This window comes from Streptomyces sp. CBMA29 (assembly GCF_014596445.1).
GTDB lineage: Bacteria > Actinomycetota > Actinomycetes > Streptomycetales > Streptomycetaceae > Actinacidiphila.
The window spans coordinates 37,438-55,602 of sequence record NZ_MECL01000071.1 but is presented as its reverse complement, the minus strand read 5'-3'; the positions used below and the strand labels follow the sequence as shown (position 1 = coordinate 55,602).

Below are 18,165 nucleotides of genomic sequence, written 5' to 3'. Positions count from 1 at the left end.
CGGCAGTTTCGGCGGCGGCCAGACCCGCGGCCGGATGGGCGGCGGCGGCCGTTTCTGAACTCCCCTCACTGCCCCCACTCCCCTCACCCTCTTTCACCGCCCTTCTTTCTGGCCCACCGGTTACGGACACGCAAGGAGTACGACCATGACGAAGCAGACCATCCTCGGCCGGGTGACCCAGCTCGCCAAGGCCAACATCAACGCCCTCCTCGACCAGGCCGAGGACCCGCAGAAGATGATCGACCAGCTCATCAGGGACTACACCAACAACATCCGCGAGGCCGAGGAGGCGGTGGCCACCACCATCGGCAATCTGCGGCTGATGGAGCAGGACCACGCCGAGGACGTCGCGGCGGCCAAGGAGTGGGGCGACAAGGCGCTGGCGGCCAGCAAGAAGGCCGACGAGCAGCGCGCCTCGGGCAACGCCGCGGAGGCCGACCGCTTCGACAACCTCGCCAAGATCGCGCTGGGCCGCCAGCTCCAGTCCGAGAAGGAGGCGCGGACGGCCGAGCCGACGATCGCCTCGCAGAACGAGATCGTGAGCAAGCTCAAGTCCGGCCTGGACTCGATGAAGGCCAAGCTGGGCGAACTCCAGGGCAAGCGCCACTCGTTGGTGGCGCGCGCGAAGTCCGCGCAGGCGCAGAACCAGATGATGGACGCGGTCAAGAACATCGACGTGCTCGACCCGACCAGCGAGCTGGGCCGCTTCGAGGACAAGGTGCGGCGCGAGGAGGCCAGGGCCAAGGGCAAGGAGGAGCTGGCCGCGTCCTCGCTCGACGCGCAGTTCGAGTCGCTGGACGCGCTCGGCGACAGCGCGGAGATCGACGCGCGGCTGGCCGAGCTCAAGGGCCGCGCGGCCTGATCCGTACGCGCCCCTGATCCGTACGCGCCGCCGGGCCCGTACGGCCGGAGGTCAGAACATGCTCAGCAGTTCGTCCACCGAAGGGCCGCTGGAGTGGGACTGCTCGCCGGGCAGGGCGAGTTCGAACCAGACCGTCTTGCCGCGGTGGGTGCGGCGGCTGCCCCAGCTCTCGCTGAGCATCGTGACCAGTTGCAGGCCGCGCCCGCCCTCGTCGGTGTCACGGGCGCGGCGGCGGCGCGGCTGCACCAGGGCGCTGTCCCACACCTCGCAGACCAGGGTGCGGTCCAGCAGCAGCCGCAGTCTTATGTCGCCGTAGCCGTGCCGCAGCGCGTTGGTGACCAATTCGCTGACCAGCAGTTCCGTGGTGTCGACCAGGTCGCCGAGCTCCCAGCTCAGCAGTTGCTCGCGGGCCAGCTCGCGGGCCCTGGCCACCGACGTGGGGCGCGGTTCCAGCGTCCAGTCGCCGACCTGTTCCGCGGGCAGACCGCGAATCCTGGCCATCAGCAGGGCGATGTCGTCCTCGCCGTGCGCGGTGTCCAGGGTGGCCAGCACGTGGTCGCAGATGTCCTCAAGGGGTCTCGGCGGCCCGGCCAGCGAGTCCCGGAAGGCGTCGAGGCCCTCGTCCAGCGGGTGGTTGCGGGACTCCACGAGACCGTCGGTGTAGAGGGCGAGCAGCGCCCCCTCGTTCAGCTCGACCTCGATCTCCTCGAACGGCTCGCCGCCGACGCCCAGCGGCACTCCCCTGGGCACTTCGAGCAGCAGCGGGGACTCGCCCGACTCCACGACGACCGGCGGCAGATGGCCCGCGTTGGCGATCGTGCAGCGCCGGGTGACCGCGTCGTAGACCACGTAGATACAGGTGGCCAGGTACACCTCGGACAGGTCGGCGCCGCCGCGGTCCTTGGCCCGGCGGGTGCGGCCCTGGTTCGGGGAGCCGAGGCCGTTGGCCACCTCGTCCAACGCGCCCAGCACTTCGGCGGGTTCGAGGTCGAGCGCGGCCAGGGTCCGTACGGCGGTGCGCAGTTCGCCCATCGCGACGGCGGCGCGCAGGCCGCGGCCCATGACGTCGCCGACCACCAACGCGGTGCGGTGGCCCGGCAGTTCGATGACGTCGAACCAGTCGCCGCCGACCTCGGTCTCCATGCTGCCCGGCAGATAGCGGCAGGCGATGTCGAGGCCCGCGGCCTCGGGGTCGTCGGGGGGCAGCAGGCTGCGCTGGAGGATCAGCGCGCGCTCGTGCTCACGCCGGTAGAGCCGGGCGTTGTCGATGAACACCGCGGCTCGGGCGGCCAGTTCCTCGGCGAGCATCCGGTCGCGGTCCACGAACGGCTCGCTGCCCTTGGCGCGGGAGAACTGCACCAGCCCCAGGACGGTGTCGCGGGCGACCATCGGCACCACGAGCGTGGACTGCACGAGGGTGCCGCCGAGGTCGGGCCCGCCGTCGCCGTCGATCACCTGCGGCTGCGCGGTGCGCAGCGCCCGCGCGCTGGCGGAGCTGAAGCGGTAGCGGTGCACGGCGCCGACCGCGACCGGGCCGTCCGCCACATCGTCGTCGTCACCGGCCATCGCTATCGGCGCGTCCGACACGGAGCTGGCGAACGCCACCCGGCGCACGTCCCCGCTGCCGTCGGTGGTGCCGGTCAGGTCCTCGGCGCCGGACAGCAGGGCCTGATAGAGGTCGACGGAGGCGATGTCGCAGAAGTGCGGGACGGCGACGTCCAGCAGTTCGCGCGCGGTGGTCTCCAGGTCGAGCGAGGTGCCGATACGGGCGCCCGCCTCGTTGAGCAGCGCGAGATTGCGGCGGGCGTGCGCGGCCTCGCGCTCGGCTCGCTGACGTCCGGTGACGTCCATCGCGAGTCCCGCGACGCCGATCGGCCGCCCGGTGCCGCTGTGCAGCCGGTACAGCGACATCGACCAGCGCCGCCGCCCCGGATCGCCGGGGACGGTGCCGACCAGCGGCATGTCGAGGACGGCCTCGCCGGTCTCCAGCACCTGGCGCAGCGCGGCGCTGAGCCGGTCGGCCTCGACGCGGGAGAGGAAGTCGTGCGGGCCGCGGCCGTGGTTCTCCTCGGCCTCGCGGCCGAAGACGGTCGCGAAGCGGTCGTTGACCCGGATCAGCCGCAGGCTGGTGTCGAAGAGTACGAAGCCCATCGGCGACTGCCCGAACACCGCCTGGGAGGCGGCCAGATCGGTCTCGATCTGCCGCAGCGTGGCGACGTCGACCGCGATGCACAGCGCGCCATGGTCGGCGGGCATCACGTAGACCTCGGCCAGACCCTGGCCGCCCGAGGCGTCCCGGTACGGCACGAGTCCGGTCCACTCGCGGCCGTCGAGGATCTCCGCGAGGCGTGCGTGCGCGCGTTCGCGTACGTGCTCGGGCGCGAAGGCGTTGACCGGGTCGCGGCCGAGCGCGCGTTCGGCGGGTACGCCGAAGAACTGCGCGGCCCGCGCGCTCCACTGGTCGATCCGGCCGTCACCGTCGAGCGAGAACGACGCCACGCGTATGTAGTCGTAGAGCGAACCGGGCGGACTCGACTGCCAGACCGCGTCGACCGCGTCCGTGTCGTCTCGGGGCGGTACCGCCCTCGCTGGCATGTCGCTCACTCGCCCGACCCCTCCAGCTCAGCACACATGGACCGGTTGGAGCCGAGTATTCAGCATCAGGACCGTCCAGCACACGGTCTTGTCGATCACAGCATCATCTCGGCTCCTGGGGTACGGGGACCGTCCCCGGGACAGCGCGGTCACACCCCTCGCTCCCGCGTCTTCGGCATACCCGGCACAGCTCCCGTGAATCATTACGCGCGTCACGGCAGAGCCAGTTCGAACCAGACGGTCTTTCCGAACCGTCCGTGACGCGTTCCCCAGCGCCGTGAGGCCCGCGCGACCAGTTGCAGACCCCGGCCGCCCTCGTCCTCCAGGGTGGCGATCCGCTCGCGCGGCGGGTCCGGCAGCGGGTCGGAGACCTCCACCAGCAGCGAGCTGCCGCGCACCATCCGTACACCGATCGGTCCGTGCGCGTACCGCAGTGAATTGGTGACCAGCTCGCTGACCAGCAGCATCGTGACGTCGGTGAGCGGCGCGAGACCCCATTCGACCAGGGTGTCACGGACCCGGCGGCGCGCCAGCCGTACGGCGCTGGGCTCGGCGGGGAACGTCCAGGAGGCGGTGGATCCGGCGGGCAGCCCGCCGAGCCTGGCCATCAGCAGCGCCACGTCGTCGGGCTCGCGGCCCGGCTGCATGATGGCGAGCACGTCGTCGCAGGAGTCCTCGAGCGAGGGCAGCGGGCGGCACAGCGTCTGGCGCAGCCGTTCCAGGCCCTCGCCGATGTCCTGGCCGCGGGTCTCCACCAGGCCGTCGGTGTAGAGCACGAGGACCGCGCCGTCGGCGACCGCCAGCTCCGTGGTCTCGAAGCGGACGCCGCCGACGCCGAGGGGGACGCCGGAGGGCAGCTCGACCAGCCGGGCCAGGCACTCGTCCGGGTCGGCGCCCGGCCCCTCGCCGCCCGGCGGCGGCGGCGTGACGGGTTCGACCAGGACCGGCGGCAGGTGGCCCGCCTGCGCGATGGCGATCCGGCGGGTCGAGGGGTCGTAGACGGCGTAGACGGCGGTGGCCATCCAGCCCTCGGCCTGGCCCTGCGCGAGGTCGTCGCCCAGCTCGTTGACCCGGCGCAGCAGCTCGTCCGGCGGCATGTCGAGCCCGGCCAGGGTGCGTACGGCGGTACGGAGCCGGCCCATGGTGGCCGCCGCGCCCAGGCCGTGGCCCATGACGTCGCCGACGACGAAGGCGACCCGGCCGCCGGCCAGCGGGATCACGTCGAACCAGTCGCCGCCGACCTCGGCGCCGCTGCTGCCGGGCACGTAGCGGAAGGCGACGCCGACGCCGGGCGGTTCGACGACGCTCTGCGGGAGCAGGCTGCGCTGGAGCATCAGGGCGCCCTCGCGCTCGCGCACGTACAGCCGGGCGTTGTCCAGGGCGGCGCCCGCGCGGTTGGCGAGCTCCATCGCGAGGGCCAGGTCGTCGTGGTCGAACGGCTCGCGCTCGCGGGCCCTGCTGACCACCAGCAGGCCGAGGACGACGCCGCGGGCCCGCAGCGGCAGCACGAGCAGCGAGTGGACGCCGAGCGCGAGGGCCGCGCGCACCTTGGGGTCGCCGGGGAAGGTGGTGGCCAGCAGTTCCTCCTCCGAACTCACCATCCGGGGCTGCCCGGTGCTCAGCACCGTGCCGAAGATCGACTTGCGGGTGAAGCCGATCGCCTGCCCGGTCAGGATCATCCGCTCGACCTCGGGCCCCCAGCGCACCGCGCCCGTGCCGAGCTGCCGCATCGGGGTGTTGTCGCCGTACGGCGCGGTCGGCAGCTCGCCGCCGTCGGCGACCTCGGCGTGCAGGATCACCCCGGAGTAGTCGCTGAAGGTCGGCACGACGGCGGCGGCCAGCGCCTCGGCGCACCGGCGGACGTCCAGCACGTTCGCGATCCGGGTGCCCACGTCGTTGAGCAGCGCCAGCCGCCGCCGGGCCCGCTCGACCTTCGCGGCGGCCTGTACGCGCTCGGTCACGTCGATGACGGTGGCGCTGATCCCCAGCACCCGCCCGGCCCGGTCGACCAGCCGGTGGTACGACAGCGAGCGGTGGCCGCGGCCGTGCGGCGCGTACGTGACCAGGTCGATCACCGGCCGCCCGGTGGCCAGGACGTCCCGCTGGAGCGCGGTCAGGTCGGCGGCCGACCGCTCGTCCAGCACCTCCAGCACGGTGTGGCCGATGTGGTCGGCGACGGGCATGCCGTTCATCGCCGCCAGCGCCTCGTTGAGCCGTACGTAGCGCAGGTCGCGGTCGAAGATGGCGACGCCGAGGGGTGAGGAGTCGAAGAGCGAGTCGAGCGCGGCGAGGTCGTGCTCCAGCGTCCGCAGGCGGCTCGTCTCGACCATCGAGGCCAGGACGAAGGGGCGGCCGTCGCCGTCGACCAGCAGCGACGCACGGGTCTCCACCTGGACGGTGTGGCCGTCGCGGTGCCGCAGCGAGAGGATGCCGTCCCAGCGGCCCCCTCGCAGCAGATCCGCGAGGATCTGCTCGGCAGGGCTGGGGTCCGGCATCCGCGGGATCTCGTCCGGCCCGCGCCGCGGGGGCTGTCCCGGCGGGCTCTCGGGCGGCCCGAACAGGCCGCCCACCCGGCGGCCCACGATGTGCTCCCCCGCCCACCCCAGCACTTCCTGTGCCAGCGGGCTCCACAGCAGCACCCGCCCCGACGTGTCCAGCATGACGACCGCCACCCGCAGCGTGTCGAGCAGCGTCCCCGTACTCGCCCCCCGCCCCTCGCTCCGCGACTCCGGATCGGGATCGGGATCCATATCCGGGTGGTGGTGCCGATGCGGCCGGCCCGCCGCCGGCTCCCCCGCGGGAGTCTGTCCGCCTGCGGCGGGGACCTGGCCGCCTTCCGCGGGACCGCCTCCGGCGGGGTCCGGGGCGCGGTTCGGGGACGCCTCAGGGCCATCGCCGCCGCTGGCGCTCATGCGTCACCCCCGACCGGGTCGGGCCGGTTCCGCCCGGCCACTTTCAGTGGGAATTATCCCTCTTACCCGATATTCCCCCAAACACCCCGATACCGCGCGGGCCACGGGGAAACGGCGTAGCGGCCGGGGGCGGCCGGGAGGCCGAGGGCGGCGCGGGCGCCGGAGCAGCCGGGAGGCCGAGGGCGGCCGGGGGCCGGCCGGGAGGCCGAGGGCGGTCAGGGGCCGGCCGGGAGGCCGAGGGCGGCCGGGGGTGGCCAGGAGCCCGGGGGCGGTCAGGCCAGGGCTTGGGTGAGGGCGGCGGCCAGGGCGGCGGGGGCCTGGACGTGGGCGAGGTGGCCCTGGCCCGGAATGACGTGGACGCGGGCGCGGGGCATGGCGCCCGCGATGCGGGCGAAGGGCTCGTAGTAGGGGCCGACGCCGTCGTTGTCGCCGCCGATCAGCAGGGTGACGGGCATGTCGAGCTTGCCGTAGGCGGCCAGGTCGGCGTGGTGCTCGTTCAGGGCGGTCAGCTCGCGCCCGAGCGGCGCCGCGAGAGGCCGCAGCAACTGCCAGGCCGGGCTCCGGCGCAGCTCGGCGACGTACTCGGCGGAGAATCCGGACACGTCCCGGTTGACGATCTCCACGGCCCGGTCCAGGTCACCGGCCGCGTCGGCCGCGCACAGCGCGTCCAGCACCTGCGCGCCGAAGGGCCGCACCACCGGCTCGTAGAGGGTCAGGGAACGGACGCCGGAGTGCCGCGTCGCGGCCTCCAGCGCGATCAGGCCGCCGTAACTCCAGCCGAAGAGGTCCACCCCGCCGTCGCCGCCGTGCCGCCCGGCCACCTCGTCGAGCACCCGCCGCAGATCCGCGACCTCGGTGCCGACCCCGTATCCGTCACCCAGCTCACCGCTGGGCCGTCGGCCGCGCCGGTTCAGTACGTACACCGGCCGGTCGGCCGGAAGCGCGTCCACCACCGGCTGCCACGACACGGCGTCGGCCATGACACCGGGAACGATCAGCAGCGGGCGGCCCTCGCCCACCCGGTGGCCGAGCACCAGCACCACACCGTCGCGTTCCACCTGCACCAGCACTCGAATCCCCTTCTCGGTTGCTACCCGCCGGCCGTCAGCCGACGAGAAGACGTGTCGCCCACTCGACGGCCGGGCGGTCCTGGTCGAGCCAGTCGACGTCGGAGGTCTGCGCGGGGAGCAGCCAGCGCAGCTCGTCGTGGTCCTGGAGGGGGTGGGGCGTACCGCCCAACAGGCGGGCGGTCCAGACGTGCAGGGTGAGGCCGTTGGCCAACGGCCAGGCGCCGGGGACGCGTTGAAGGGGCTCCACCGTGACGCCCAGCTCCTCGCGCAGCTCGCGCACGAGCGCGTCCCGCGGGCTCTCCCCCGGTTCGACCTTGCCGCCCGGCAGTTCCCAGCGTCCCGCCAGCGCGGGCGGCGCGGTCCGCCGTGCGGCCAGCAGCCGTCCGGCGTCGAGCACGGCCCCGCCCACCACCACACGTTCGGTCATGCGACGCAGGATACGTAAGAAGGACTACGCAAGAAGGTCACCGCACGCCGCGCGGCGCGAACCCCGTTACGACGACTGCACGGCGCGTGGCGTCAACCGCTCGATCACGTAACGCCGTTGCTGCTGGTCCCGGCTGGGCCCGGGAACATTCAGCGTGGTCGCGACGCGCTCGGCCTCGGCGCGGGTGGCGTAGCGCCCGACCCGGTACCGGTTTCCGCTCTCGTCCTGCCGTATGAGGAGCCATACGAGGTCGGTCGTCATCAGCTCAGGCCCCCTCAGGCGAGGTCGCACCAGCGGAACCGGCTTCCAGGTCCGCCAGGTGCGCGACATTGTCACGGTCGTCCGCCGCGTCGCTCGCGGCGCTGTCGAACCAGGCGTCCAGGATCTCGCCGAGTACGGCGCCGGACACCGAACGCAGGCTCAGCGCCAGCGCGTTGGCATCGTTCCAGCGGCGCGCACCCCGCGCTGTGTACGCGTCGGCGCACAACGCGGCCCGGACGCCCGGGAGTTTGTTCGCGGCGATGGACGCGCCGGTGCCGGTCCAGCAGCAGACCACCGCCTGGTCGGCCGCGCCCTCGGCCACCGCGCGGGCCGCCGCCTCCGCGCTCCAGGCCCAGTCCTTGCGGTCTCCGGGGCGCAGTGCGCCGTAGGCGAGCACCGTGTGACCACGGTGACGAAGCTCGTCGACGACCTGCCTGGCCACCGGTTCATCCATGTCCGAGGAAACGGCGATGCGCATATGCCCGACCCTACGCCCGAGGTTCACGGCGCGGGCACGGAATGACACGAAGAGATACCGTTCCGGCCAGGTGTTCGACCAGAAGTTGACTGTAGGTCACACGTGTTCGACGCCCCCGGCCGTCACGCCGGGCGCACGCCGGAGTGCGCACCGGCGTCCGTACCGCCCCGTACACCTCGTACCGCCCGTACCGCCCCTACCGCCCGTCGCCGTAGGGCAGTTGACGGCGGGTCAGCGTACCGGCAGGTGGTAGACGGCGCGGTAGCGCTCCGCCGGGATGATGACGTCCGCGGTCTCCACCGGCTGCCCCGAGCAGTAGTACGTGCGCTGGATCTCGATGACGATGTGCCCCGGCACTCCGCCGAGCGCCGCCGTCTCCTCGGCGAGCCCCGGCCGGGCGCCGACCTCCTCGGCCATGTGGTCGACCACCAGGTCGATCGCCGCCATCCGCTCCACGACGCCCTGGCCGCCGACCGGCCCCTCCTCCGGCAGCAGCACCGGTGTGCGGGCGGTCAGCGCCAGCGGCTCCCAGGAGGTGGAGAGCATCGAGGGCTCACCCTCGGTGCGGAAGAGGTAGTGGGTGCGCATCACCCGGTCGCCGGGCTCGATCCGCAGCCGCTCGGCGACGGCGGGCGAGGCGTGGTCCTGGACGCTGCGCGACTCCCAGGTGCCCTTGCAGCCCTCGTCCCCCTGCTCCTGCCGGAACGGGCTGGCCGTCCCGGCGGGCCGGTAGCCGCTGCGCACGACGCGCCGCGGCTTCGGCCGCTCCCGTACATACGTGCCGGAGCCGGACCTGCCCTCCACGAAGCCCTCGGCCATCAGCACCTTGCGCGCTTCGAGCGCGACGGTGTCCGAGACGCCGTACTCGGTACGGATCCGGGCCTGCGAGGGCAGCCGCGCGTGCGGCGGGAGCGTCCCGTCGAGGATCTTGCGCCGCAGATCCTCGGCGACGCGAAGGTAGGCGGGCTGCTCACCGAAAGGCACGTGCCCCTCCCAAGGGGTTGACTGTCTGCGACAGCTTGACAACCGTCGGTGCCCGTCCGCAAGCCCTCCCCCGAGCATCACACTCCGAATCCGGAGCTGGTGCCTCCGTCCTTCACCGAGCCGGTCAACGAACCGTGCGTGGCACCGAAGAAGCAGGTCACCTTGTGGTCGCCGCGGCGCCAGCCGTCCGCCGGCGGCATGTAGTAGTAGACGTCGGCGCTCTTCTCCCAGGGCGCGCCGTCCGCGTAGTCGTCCGCGTAAGAGGCGCACTTCGACTCCGCGATGGCCGAGATGCGATCCGTTCCGGGGTAGCCGCCGTCATTCGCCGCGTCGACGGTGAAGATCGCGTACGCCTCCGCGTTGTGCTCCTCGGAGCAGTCGACGACGTCCACCGTGGTGGAGCGCGCGCCGTCGCCGCTGTAGTCGCCCAGCGAGCTGTCGACCGTGTTGAAGCACTGGCCGACCCTGATCCGGTCGACGCGGGTGTTGCCGTCGTCGAAGGCGCCCGCCACGCCGAGCGCGATGAAGGCCGCGAGGAGCAGCGTGGCGACGCTGTTGAGGGTCAGGCCGGCGACGGCCAGGCCCTTGCCGCGCTCGCCGCGCTTCTTGATCTGGCTGAGCGCGACGAAGCCGAAGATCACCCCGAGGACGGGGATACAGGTGAAGCCCACCACGAGCGAGGCGATGGCCATGCCGTTGGTGTTCGCCTGCGGGTTGTACCAGCCGGCGGCCTGCGAGTAGCCGGGATACGGCTGGGGACCGTACGGATTCTGCCCGCCGTACGCGTTCCCGCCGTAGGGGGCCTGACCGGCGTACGGGGCCTGACCGGGATACGGGGCCTGGCCTCCGTAGGGCGGCGCGGAGCCATAGGGCGGCGCGGAGCCGTGGGGCTGCTGTCCGCTGTAGGGCGGGGGCACGGAGCCGTAGGGGCCGGGCCCGCCCGATGACGGGCCGCCGTACGTCGGCTGTCCCGGACCGCTGTACGGCGGTCCGCCCTGCTGGTCGTACGGCTTGCGCGGATACGAGGGCAGCCCGGCGTACGGCGAAGTGGGGGCGTCGTGCGGCGGCTGGGACGGGGGCGCGTCGTCGGAGGACGGCGGAGGCGGGGGCGGCGGCGGTATGTCCACTGGGGGATACTACGGTTCCGCGCCGACCGGTTGTGAACGGGTTACGCCGTCCCCCTTGACCCTCATTGGTCCAGACCAATACCTTCACGCGCATGCGTCGAAGAATTCTCGGCCGTATGGCCGCAACCGCAGCCACCCTCTCCCTGGTCGCCGTCCTGCCCGCCGTCACGGGCGGCTCCGCCGCCCAGGCGCACGGACGTGACGACCACGGCTCCTCCGCCTCGTCGTACAAGAGCGTCGGCTACTTCACCCAATGGGGCGTCTACGGACGCGACTACCAGGTGAAGAACGTCCAGACCTCGGGCACCGCGGCCAAACTCACCCACCTCAACTACGCGTTCGCCAACATCGGCGCCGACGGCAAGTGCTTCGAGGCCAACGTGGCCGGCGAGGGCGACGCCTGGGCCGACTACCAGCGCCCGCTCGACGCCGCGTCCTCGGTCGACGGCACCGCGGACACCGCCGAGCAGCCGCTGGCGGGCAACTTCAACCAGCTCCGCGAACTGAAGGCCGCCAACCCGAAGTTGAAGGTCATGATCTCGATCGGCGGCTGGGGCTGGTCGACGCACTTCTCCGACGCGGCCCGCACCGCCGCCTCGCGCAAGGCGCTCGTCGCGTCCTGCCTGGACATCTTCGTCAAGGGCAATCTGCCGCTGCTCGACGGCAAGGGCGGCCCCGGTTCGGCCGCCGGGCTCTTCGACGGCGTCGACATCGACTGGGAGTGGCCCGGCTCCTCCGGTGACGTCGACACCGTCTACCGGCCGGAGGACAAGCGGAACTTCACCTCGCTCGCGGCCGAATTCCGCGGCCAGCTCGACGCGTTGGGCCGCAAGGCGCACAAGCACTACGACCTGAGCGCCTTCCTGCCCGCCGCACCGGCCAAGATCGACGCGGGCTTCGAGGTCAGGAAGATCTTCAAGTACCTCGACTTCGGCACCGTCCAGGGCTACGACTTCCACGGCCCCTACGAGGCCACCACCAACCAGCAGTCCGCGCTCAAGGCCCCGCGCAACTCGCCCGTCCCGCACGACTTCAGCGACACCCAGGCGGTCGGCGACTGGCTCAGGCGCGGCGCACCCGCCCGGCAGCTCGTCCTCGGCGTGCCCTTCTACGGCCAGGGCTGGACCGGCGTCCCCGACGGCGGCACCGCGGGCCTCTTCCAGCCGTCCACCGGACCCGCCCCCGCCACCTGGCAGGCGGGCAACGAGGACTACCACGCCCTCAAGGCCCTTGCCTCCTCCGGCACTTACACCGTCCACCGGGACGTGCGGAACGGCTTCGCCTGGCTCTACGACGGCACCAACTTCTGGACCTACGACGACCCGCAGGTCATCGCCCAGAAGACCGCCTACATCAAGCGGGCCCACCTGGGCGGCGCGATGGTCTGGTCGCTGGACGGCGACACGGCGAACGGCGAGCTGATCAACGCCATTCACCAGGGCCTCGCCGCGCACCACAGGTGACCCGGCTCCACAGGTGACCCGGCGCCTCGGGTGACCCCATCCCTGACGCCCGGTGCTCCCCAGCCCTCCCTCTCCGCGGGGGAGCACCGGGCCTCCGCCTCGCGCGGCGGACGCGTCAGCCTCGCGCGGCGGAGGCGGCGGCCCGTTTGGCGGTCTGCTTGGCCGCCTGCATGTCGCCGACGACCTGCCGCACCATCCGGACGGACGCGGCGTCCAGCACATTGCCGAACTCGACCACCTCGACCCGCCCCGCGAAGCGAGCCCTCAACTGCGGCATGTCGCTGGGGATCACGACGAGGTCGAGTCCCCCGACGTCCTCCCCCTCGTCCCCGTGCAGCACCCTGACGTTGTTGATCCCGGACTGCGTCAGGGAGTCCCGGATGCTGACGGCCTGGCCGTAGGCGGAGTAACAGATGCCCACCGTGCCGCTCCTGGCGGCGGAGGCGATCCGCACCAGGGTCCGCACATGCGGCGCGGCGACGATGGCGACCACCTCGGTCGGCTCCCCGCGCCACAGCCGCCGCACCTCGGCCAGATGGAAGAACGTGGTGAGGGCGAGGTCGCCGTGCTCCTCCTCGGGCGAGAAGTCCCCGAGCACCAGGGGCTTGACCTTGAGACCGAGGTGCAGGCCGAGTTCGCTCGCGAAATAGCCGGCCCGGTCGGCGTTGCACTCCACGAACGCGACCTTGAGGACGTCTTCCTCGGCGCGCACGGCGAGGCTCGTCACGAGTGACTGGATCTCGACGGCGGACAGACCGAGCGCGACGCACTCCCGGGCCGCCGCGTCCAGTACGGCCCACGCCCGGTCCCTGGCGGGCGAACTCGTACGCGCCAGGCCCGTACCGACGACGGTCGTGCCGCTGCGGCCCCGGCTCTCGACCAGGCCCAGCTCGCTCAGCTCCGCGTAGGCGCGGGCCACCGTGTTGCGGTTGATCTGGAGGTTGCCGGCCAGCAGCCGGGCGCTGGGAAGGGTCCGGCCGACGGCGAGATCGCCGGTCTCGATCATGAACGACACCTGGGTCACGATCTGCCGGTAGATGGGTACGTCCGAGTGACGACTCACCTGCACGTCGCTGTCCACCAGGTGCCCGGCCTTCCCCGTCGCGCATCTCAGCCAAACCACCTTATCCACGCGGGAGGCAGTCAAGCATGCCCCGTGCGGCCTCTTGTCCTCGGCTTGAATTGGCCCAACCGGCTAGGTGGAAAGCACGTCAAGGCACCCCGCCCCGGCGAAGATCGACAGCGTCCGCACACCGCTTCGCCTGCGCAAATGTGCCGCAACGGCACAACGGGACATATATCCCTGGCCGTCGCCCGTCCGTGAATCGATGGGTCTAACATCGGCCCACCAGGGTAGGCAGTACCCCGCCGCCGAGTGACGGCCCCGGTCGCGTCGGCCGGTGGCACCGGCCGGTGGCGCCCACCCCCATCCGCAACGGGAGCGATCAGTGACCCTTCTCGTTCGAGCCGACAGCGCCGGAGACCGGCGGAGAACCGGACGTCCCGGCACCCGGGGGGAACCACACACGCCCCTGAGGACTCATCAATAGATGATGCGCATATCCCCCACACCCCTGCCGGCCGACTCCCACGGATACACCCTGGCGGCCCGCAGGCGAGCGGTGTTCACCGGCCGGACCGCCGAACTGCGGCTGCTGCGGGACCTGCTGCTCAGCGACCGGCGCTCCTGCTTCGTGGTGTGGCTGCACGGCATGGGCGGCTTCGGCAAGAGCAGCCTGCTGCACCGGTTCGCCGACGAGGCCGAGGCGCACGGCAGAACGGTCCGCACCGTCGACATGCGCACCACGGCCGCGACGCCGGAGGCGTTCCTGGCCGCCCTCGACGCGCAAGGCCCCTCGCAGGAAGCCCAGTTGCTGCTGATCGACTCCGGCGAGGCGCTCGGGCCGCTGGAGCAGTGGCTGCGGGACGAGTTCCTGCCGCGGATGCCCTCGCACCTGTTCCTGGTGGTCGGCAGCAGGCGGCCCCCGTCGGCCGAGTGGCGGGCCGACGTGCAGTGGTGGCAGGCGCTGCGCAGTGTCGAACTGCGCGGCATGGACACCGCGGAGGCCACGAAGCTGCTGCGCAACCGGGATGTGCCGGAGGCGGACATCCCCGACATCGTGCGGGCCGCGCACGGGGTGCCGCTGGCCCTGGCGCTCTTCGCCGACGCGCGCGAACGCGCCACGGACTCCGTGGAGCCGCGCACGGCCTGGGAGTTGGCCGACTCCCCCGACCTGGTGGGCGAACTGCTGCACCTGCTGCTGCGCGAGAGCCTGTCGCCCGGACAGGCGGAAGCGCTGCACGTCCTGGCGCTGGCCCGGGTCACCACCGAGGATCTGCTGCGGCACACGCTGGACGTGCCGTCCGCGGAGGCCGGAAAGCTCTGCGCCTGGCTGCGCGGGCTCTCCTTCGTCCGCAGCACCGCCGAGGGCCTGGTCCCGCACGAGTTGGTACGCGAAGCGCTCCTGGTCGAGCTGCGCTGGCGCGATCTGTCGGCGTACGAACGGCTCTTCACGCGGCTGCACACACATCTGGCCGGGCAACTGGCGTGCCGCACCGGCAGCCGCTGGGCGTTCGGCGCGGGCCTCGCCTATCTGGGGCGCTCCGGCCGGTTCCCACGGGAGACGGTCGACTGGCGCGGTACGGACCGGCTGCGGCTGCGCACCGCCCGCCCGGAGGACCTGGACGAGGTGCTGGCCGCGATCGGCAAGGAGTACGGCGACGAGGCCGGCGGCCTGGCCCGGCAGTGGTGGGACCGGCAGCCGGGCGCCTTCTGCGTCGCCGAGGACGGCCGCCGCGGCATCACCGCCGCCCTCGTCGCGCCCTGCCTCGGCCCGGGGGCCACCGGGCTGCCCGACGACCCGACGGCGCGGGCCGCGCTGGAGTACACCGCGGGCCGGTGGCCGCTGCGGCGCGCCGAGCGCCTGCTGCTGGCGCGGTGGAGCACCGGCGGCGCGGCAGCGGCGGGCTTCGCGCTCACCACGCTGTGGGCGACCACACCGAACCTCGCGGTGAGCTGGACCTGCGCGGCCCCGGACCGGCCGGGCCTTGCCTCGCTGCTCGACCTGTACGGGCAGCAGCGGGTGGCAACGGCCGAAGAAACGTACGGCGAAGGACCGTACGGTGAAGGGGCCTACAGCAAGGGGGCGTTGGCCTTCGTGCAGGACTGGCGCAGCGCGCCCTTCGACCGGTGGGCGGTGGATCTGCGGGTCCGGCTGCTGGCCGACGAGCCCGCGGCGAGCCCGGCCCCGGTGACCGTCACCGCGGAGGCCGCCATGCCGTGGCCGGAGTTCGCGGAAGCCGTCAAGCACGCCTACCGCAGCCTCCAGGACGCACGGCAGCTCGCGGAGAGCTCACTGCTCGGCACCCGGCTGGTGGCGCCGGACGCGGACGCGGCGGCGCTGCGCGAGGTGCTGACCGAGACGGTGGCGTACCTGCGCGCGCAGCCGGGACGACGGCAGTTGGGCAACGTCCTGGAGATCACGTATCTGAGCGGGCCGCGCAGCCAGCAGGCCGCCGCGAGCCGGGCGGGACTGTCCTTCAGCACCTACCGGCGGCGCCTGTCCACCGCGCTGGCGACGGCGGCGGAAGTGCTGCGCGAGCGCGAGCTGTACGGATCGGCGCCGCGGTGAGACGCGCGCGTCCCGGTCCGTCGGGGCCTCGCGAACGTACCCGCGTACCTTGTCAGTTGGACCTTCCGCGAATGGGGAACGGCGTTGAGCGAGAGTGACCACGACGAGGCGAAGCGGCGGCAACGGGCCCGGTTCGTCGACGCGTTGACCACGCACACCCGCCAGCCCGGCGAGCAGTCCCGGGTGGGCACCAGGGCCGCGGGCGCCGTGGCCGTACTGGCCCTCGTCGCGGGGGCCACGCTGGGCCTGGGCGCCTGGCGCGGCCACCAGGCGGACGAGAGCGACAAGAAGCAGGACCTGGCGGCCCAGCAGGCCGCCGCGTACAAGAACATCATCCGGTCCGCGTCGCCGTCACCGACCCCGAAGCCGACGAAGACCGTGCCGAAACCGACCAAGAAGCCCGTCCCGCACACGACTTCGCCCAAGCCGCCGCCCACGCCGACGGCCACGCCGACGACGAAGAAGACGGCCGAAGCGCACGACCCGCGGGCGCTGACCGCGCACAACCGCACGGTGCTGATCATGAACGCGTTCTCCGGGCAGTGCGCGGACATCCCGTACAACGGACCGGGTGAGCTGGGCATGGAGGTCGACCAGTTTCACTGTGACGGCACCGACCAGGACAACCAGCTCTGGAAGATGACGGTCCAGGTCGCCGCGGGCGGCCCCGGCGGCACCGACCTCGTGCAGTTCGCCAATGCCAAGGACGGTCTCTGCATGGACCTGCCGAACCGCGGGGCGCAGCCGGAGAGCACCCCCCTGTCCGAGGCGAACTGCACCGGAACGACGGCCGACAACCAACTGTGGTGGATCGAGTCGGCCGGGGCCGACACCGTATGGATCCGCAATTACGCGAGCAACCATCTGTGCCTGCGGGTCAAGGGCACCGACAAGAAGGCGCCCTCCGCGCGGCTGGCCATCGCCAAGTGCGGCGCGAACAACGACTCCCGCTGGCGGCTGCTCGGCTGACCCGGGCCGCCGGCGGACGGCCTGTGTGCGGCCGTCCCCCGCCGGCGAACGCCCGTCAGACGGTGAACCGCACCGCGTCGAGCCAGCGCGTCTCGTCCAGCGTGCCGCCGAAGATGTAGTTGTCGGCGGTCTGCGGGGTGTCGCAGGCCATGCTGCCCCACGGTCCGCCGCGGCTGTACGTGTTCTGGCAGACGGTGCCCGTGGCCCGGCCGACGCTGATGCCGAAGCCCGAGATGTTGGGCGCGTCCTGCTTGGCCGCGCCGAGGGTCAGATCGGCGCCGTCCTCCACGGTGACCCACGACTTGTTCACCCACCCCTTCGCCTGGAAGTAGGCGTTGGCGGAGGTGCCCTTGGTGCCGGACACGGCGATCTGGATGGCCTTGATGCTCCGCGCGTCCACCTCGGAGCCCGCCACGGACCCGTCGCAGACCGCGAGTTGCCAGCCGAAGGTCGCCACGTACACCCGGTAGCAGATGTGGCGGCCGGGCTCGCGCGCCGCCAGCCGCAGGACCGCGGCGGAGGCGGTCCTGTCGTCGCCGGGCATCTGCGGGCCGGGGCCGAGGTACGGGGTCTTCGCCTTCTTCGTCGGTGTCGCGGTCGGCCGGGCCTTCGGGCTCGGCGGCGCGGGCGGGCGCGGCACCACGGACTTGGTCCTGACCTTGGGCTTCGTCGTGGGCTTGGCGGCGGGCGACGCCGAGGACTTCTGGGGCAGGGGGATGTGCGGCACGGTCGCGGGCGGGTCGGTGATGCGCTCGGCGGTGCTCGCCGTCGTCGCCAGATGGTCGTTCTTGTGCCCGGAGTCGCTGGTCGCCCAGGCCACCAGGGGCACGGCGAGGATGACCACGCCGACCAGGCCGACGGCGGCGAGCAGCGGCTTGCGGGAGGGGCCGGAGGGCGGTTCCTCGGCCGGGAGGGCGGCTCCGGGGCCGGTCTCGCGGGTGAATTCGCGGGTGGCCTTCGCGTCGGGGGCCTCGGCGGGGGTTTCGTCTGCTTCGGTCGTGAGGGCCGATGCGGTGGCCAGCGCCGTGGTCGGGGCCGTGGTCGGGGCCTCCTCGGCCGGGGCCGATCCGTTCCCGGGCAGCGTCGGCTCCTCGGACGCGGCGGCCGTCACCGGGGCGGACGACGTACCCGGGCGGGACGAGGTGTCGGGGGCCGAGGTGTCGGGGGCCGAGGGCGCCGCCGCAGCGGTGGACCGCGGCACCGCGGGCGTCAGCGCCTCGCCCGGATCGGCCGCCACGGGACCCAGCGTGACCGCCCGGCGCACGGACGAACCGCCCCTGGAAGAAGGCGAGTTCGTGCCTCCTTCGGCGGCGCGGGGCGTTCCGTCGGGGTCGGGTCGGGTCGGACGGCTGCTCATGGTTCTCCTTCGGCCTGGTGGTCAGTCG

14 protein-coding genes are annotated in these 18,165 nt (G+C 72.7%); 4 read left to right on the top strand and 10 right to left on the bottom strand.

Going from position 1 to position 18,165, the window contains the following annotated elements:
- Positions 1–145: 145 nt before the first annotated feature.
- Positions 146–862 (top strand): PspA/IM30 family protein, encoded by a 717-nt coding sequence (locus BGM09_RS11065; protein WP_188281331.1) that lies wholly within the window; start codon positions 146–148, stop codon positions 860–862.
- 51 nt (positions 863–913) lie between these two features.
- Here the strand turns inward: BGM09_RS11065 and BGM09_RS11060 are convergent, their stop codons facing one another.
- From BGM09_RS11060 to BGM09_RS38810, 8 genes are all read right to left on the bottom strand, one after another.
- Positions 914–3,457, bottom strand: coding sequence for a SpoIIE family protein phosphatase (locus BGM09_RS11060; protein ID WP_188281336.1), 2,544 nt, complete (start codon positions 3,455–3,457; stop codon positions 914–916).
- 212 nt (positions 3,458–3,669) lie between these two features.
- The gene (locus BGM09_RS11055) at positions 3,670–6,207 is read right to left on the bottom strand and encodes a SpoIIE family protein phosphatase (protein WP_188281330.1); all 2,538 of its coding nucleotides are present in this window, start codon (positions 6,205–6,207) and stop codon (positions 3,670–3,672) included.
- A gap of 434 nt (positions 6,208–6,641) precedes the next feature.
- Positions 6,642–7,439 carry an alpha/beta fold hydrolase gene (locus BGM09_RS11050; RefSeq protein WP_317452643.1) on the bottom strand — a complete coding sequence of 266 codons (798 nt, stop codon included), beginning with the start codon at positions 7,437–7,439 and terminating at the stop codon, positions 6,642–6,644.
- A gap of 34 nt (positions 7,440–7,473) precedes the next feature.
- A complete protein-coding gene (locus BGM09_RS11045) occupies positions 7,474–7,866 on the bottom strand; it encodes a (deoxy)nucleoside triphosphate pyrophosphohydrolase (protein WP_188281329.1) in 393 nt (130 codons plus the stop codon).
- A gap of 66 nt (positions 7,867–7,932) precedes the next feature.
- Complete coding sequence (locus tag BGM09_RS11040) at positions 7,933–8,127, bottom strand: SPOR domain-containing protein (protein WP_188281328.1); 195 nt, start codon at positions 8,125–8,127, stop codon at positions 7,933–7,935.
- Between the two features lie 4 nt (positions 8,128–8,131).
- On the bottom strand, positions 8,132–8,605 hold the full coding sequence (locus tag BGM09_RS11035) for an RpiB/LacA/LacB family sugar-phosphate isomerase (protein WP_188281327.1): 474 nt from the start codon (positions 8,603–8,605) through the stop codon (positions 8,132–8,134).
- A gap of 231 nt (positions 8,606–8,836) precedes the next feature.
- Positions 8,837–9,589 (bottom strand): GntR family transcriptional regulator, encoded by a 753-nt coding sequence (locus BGM09_RS11030; protein ID WP_188281326.1) that lies wholly within the window; start codon positions 9,587–9,589, stop codon positions 8,837–8,839.
- A gap of 77 nt (positions 9,590–9,666) precedes the next feature.
- Positions 9,667–10,716, bottom strand: coding sequence for a DUF4190 domain-containing protein (locus BGM09_RS38810; RefSeq protein ID WP_188281325.1), 1,050 nt, complete (start codon positions 10,714–10,716; stop codon positions 9,667–9,669).
- 92 nt (positions 10,717–10,808) lie between these two features.
- Here BGM09_RS38810 and BGM09_RS11020 point away from each other — a divergent pair, with 92 nt between their 5' ends.
- Positions 10,809–12,179 (top strand): glycoside hydrolase family 18 protein, encoded by a 1,371-nt coding sequence (locus BGM09_RS11020; protein WP_188281324.1) that lies wholly within the window; start codon positions 10,809–10,811, stop codon positions 12,177–12,179.
- 115 nt (positions 12,180–12,294) lie between these two features.
- Here the strand turns inward: BGM09_RS11020 and BGM09_RS11015 are convergent, their stop codons facing one another.
- Entirely contained in the window at positions 12,295–13,242 is a 948-nt protein-coding gene (locus BGM09_RS11015) for a GntR family transcriptional regulator (protein WP_317452642.1), read from the bottom strand.
- A gap of 487 nt (positions 13,243–13,729) precedes the next feature.
- Between BGM09_RS11015 and BGM09_RS11010 the strand changes: the two genes are divergently transcribed.
- The gene (locus BGM09_RS11010) at positions 13,730–15,811 is read left to right on the top strand and encodes a hypothetical protein (protein WP_188281322.1); all 2,082 of its coding nucleotides are present in this window, start codon (positions 13,730–13,732) and stop codon (positions 15,809–15,811) included.
- 84 nt (positions 15,812–15,895) lie between these two features.
- The gene (locus BGM09_RS11005; protein WP_188281321.1) at positions 15,896–16,780 is read left to right on the top strand and encodes an RICIN domain-containing protein; all 885 of its coding nucleotides are present in this window, start codon (positions 15,896–15,898) and stop codon (positions 16,778–16,780) included.
- Positions 16,781–16,835: 55 nt separating this feature from the next.
- Here BGM09_RS11005 and BGM09_RS11000 read toward each other — a convergent pair whose 3' ends face one another.
- Positions 16,836–18,137, bottom strand: coding sequence for a hypothetical protein (locus tag BGM09_RS11000; protein WP_188281320.1), 1,302 nt, complete (start codon positions 18,135–18,137; stop codon positions 16,836–16,838).
- Between the last annotated feature and the right edge of the window lie 28 nt (positions 18,138–18,165).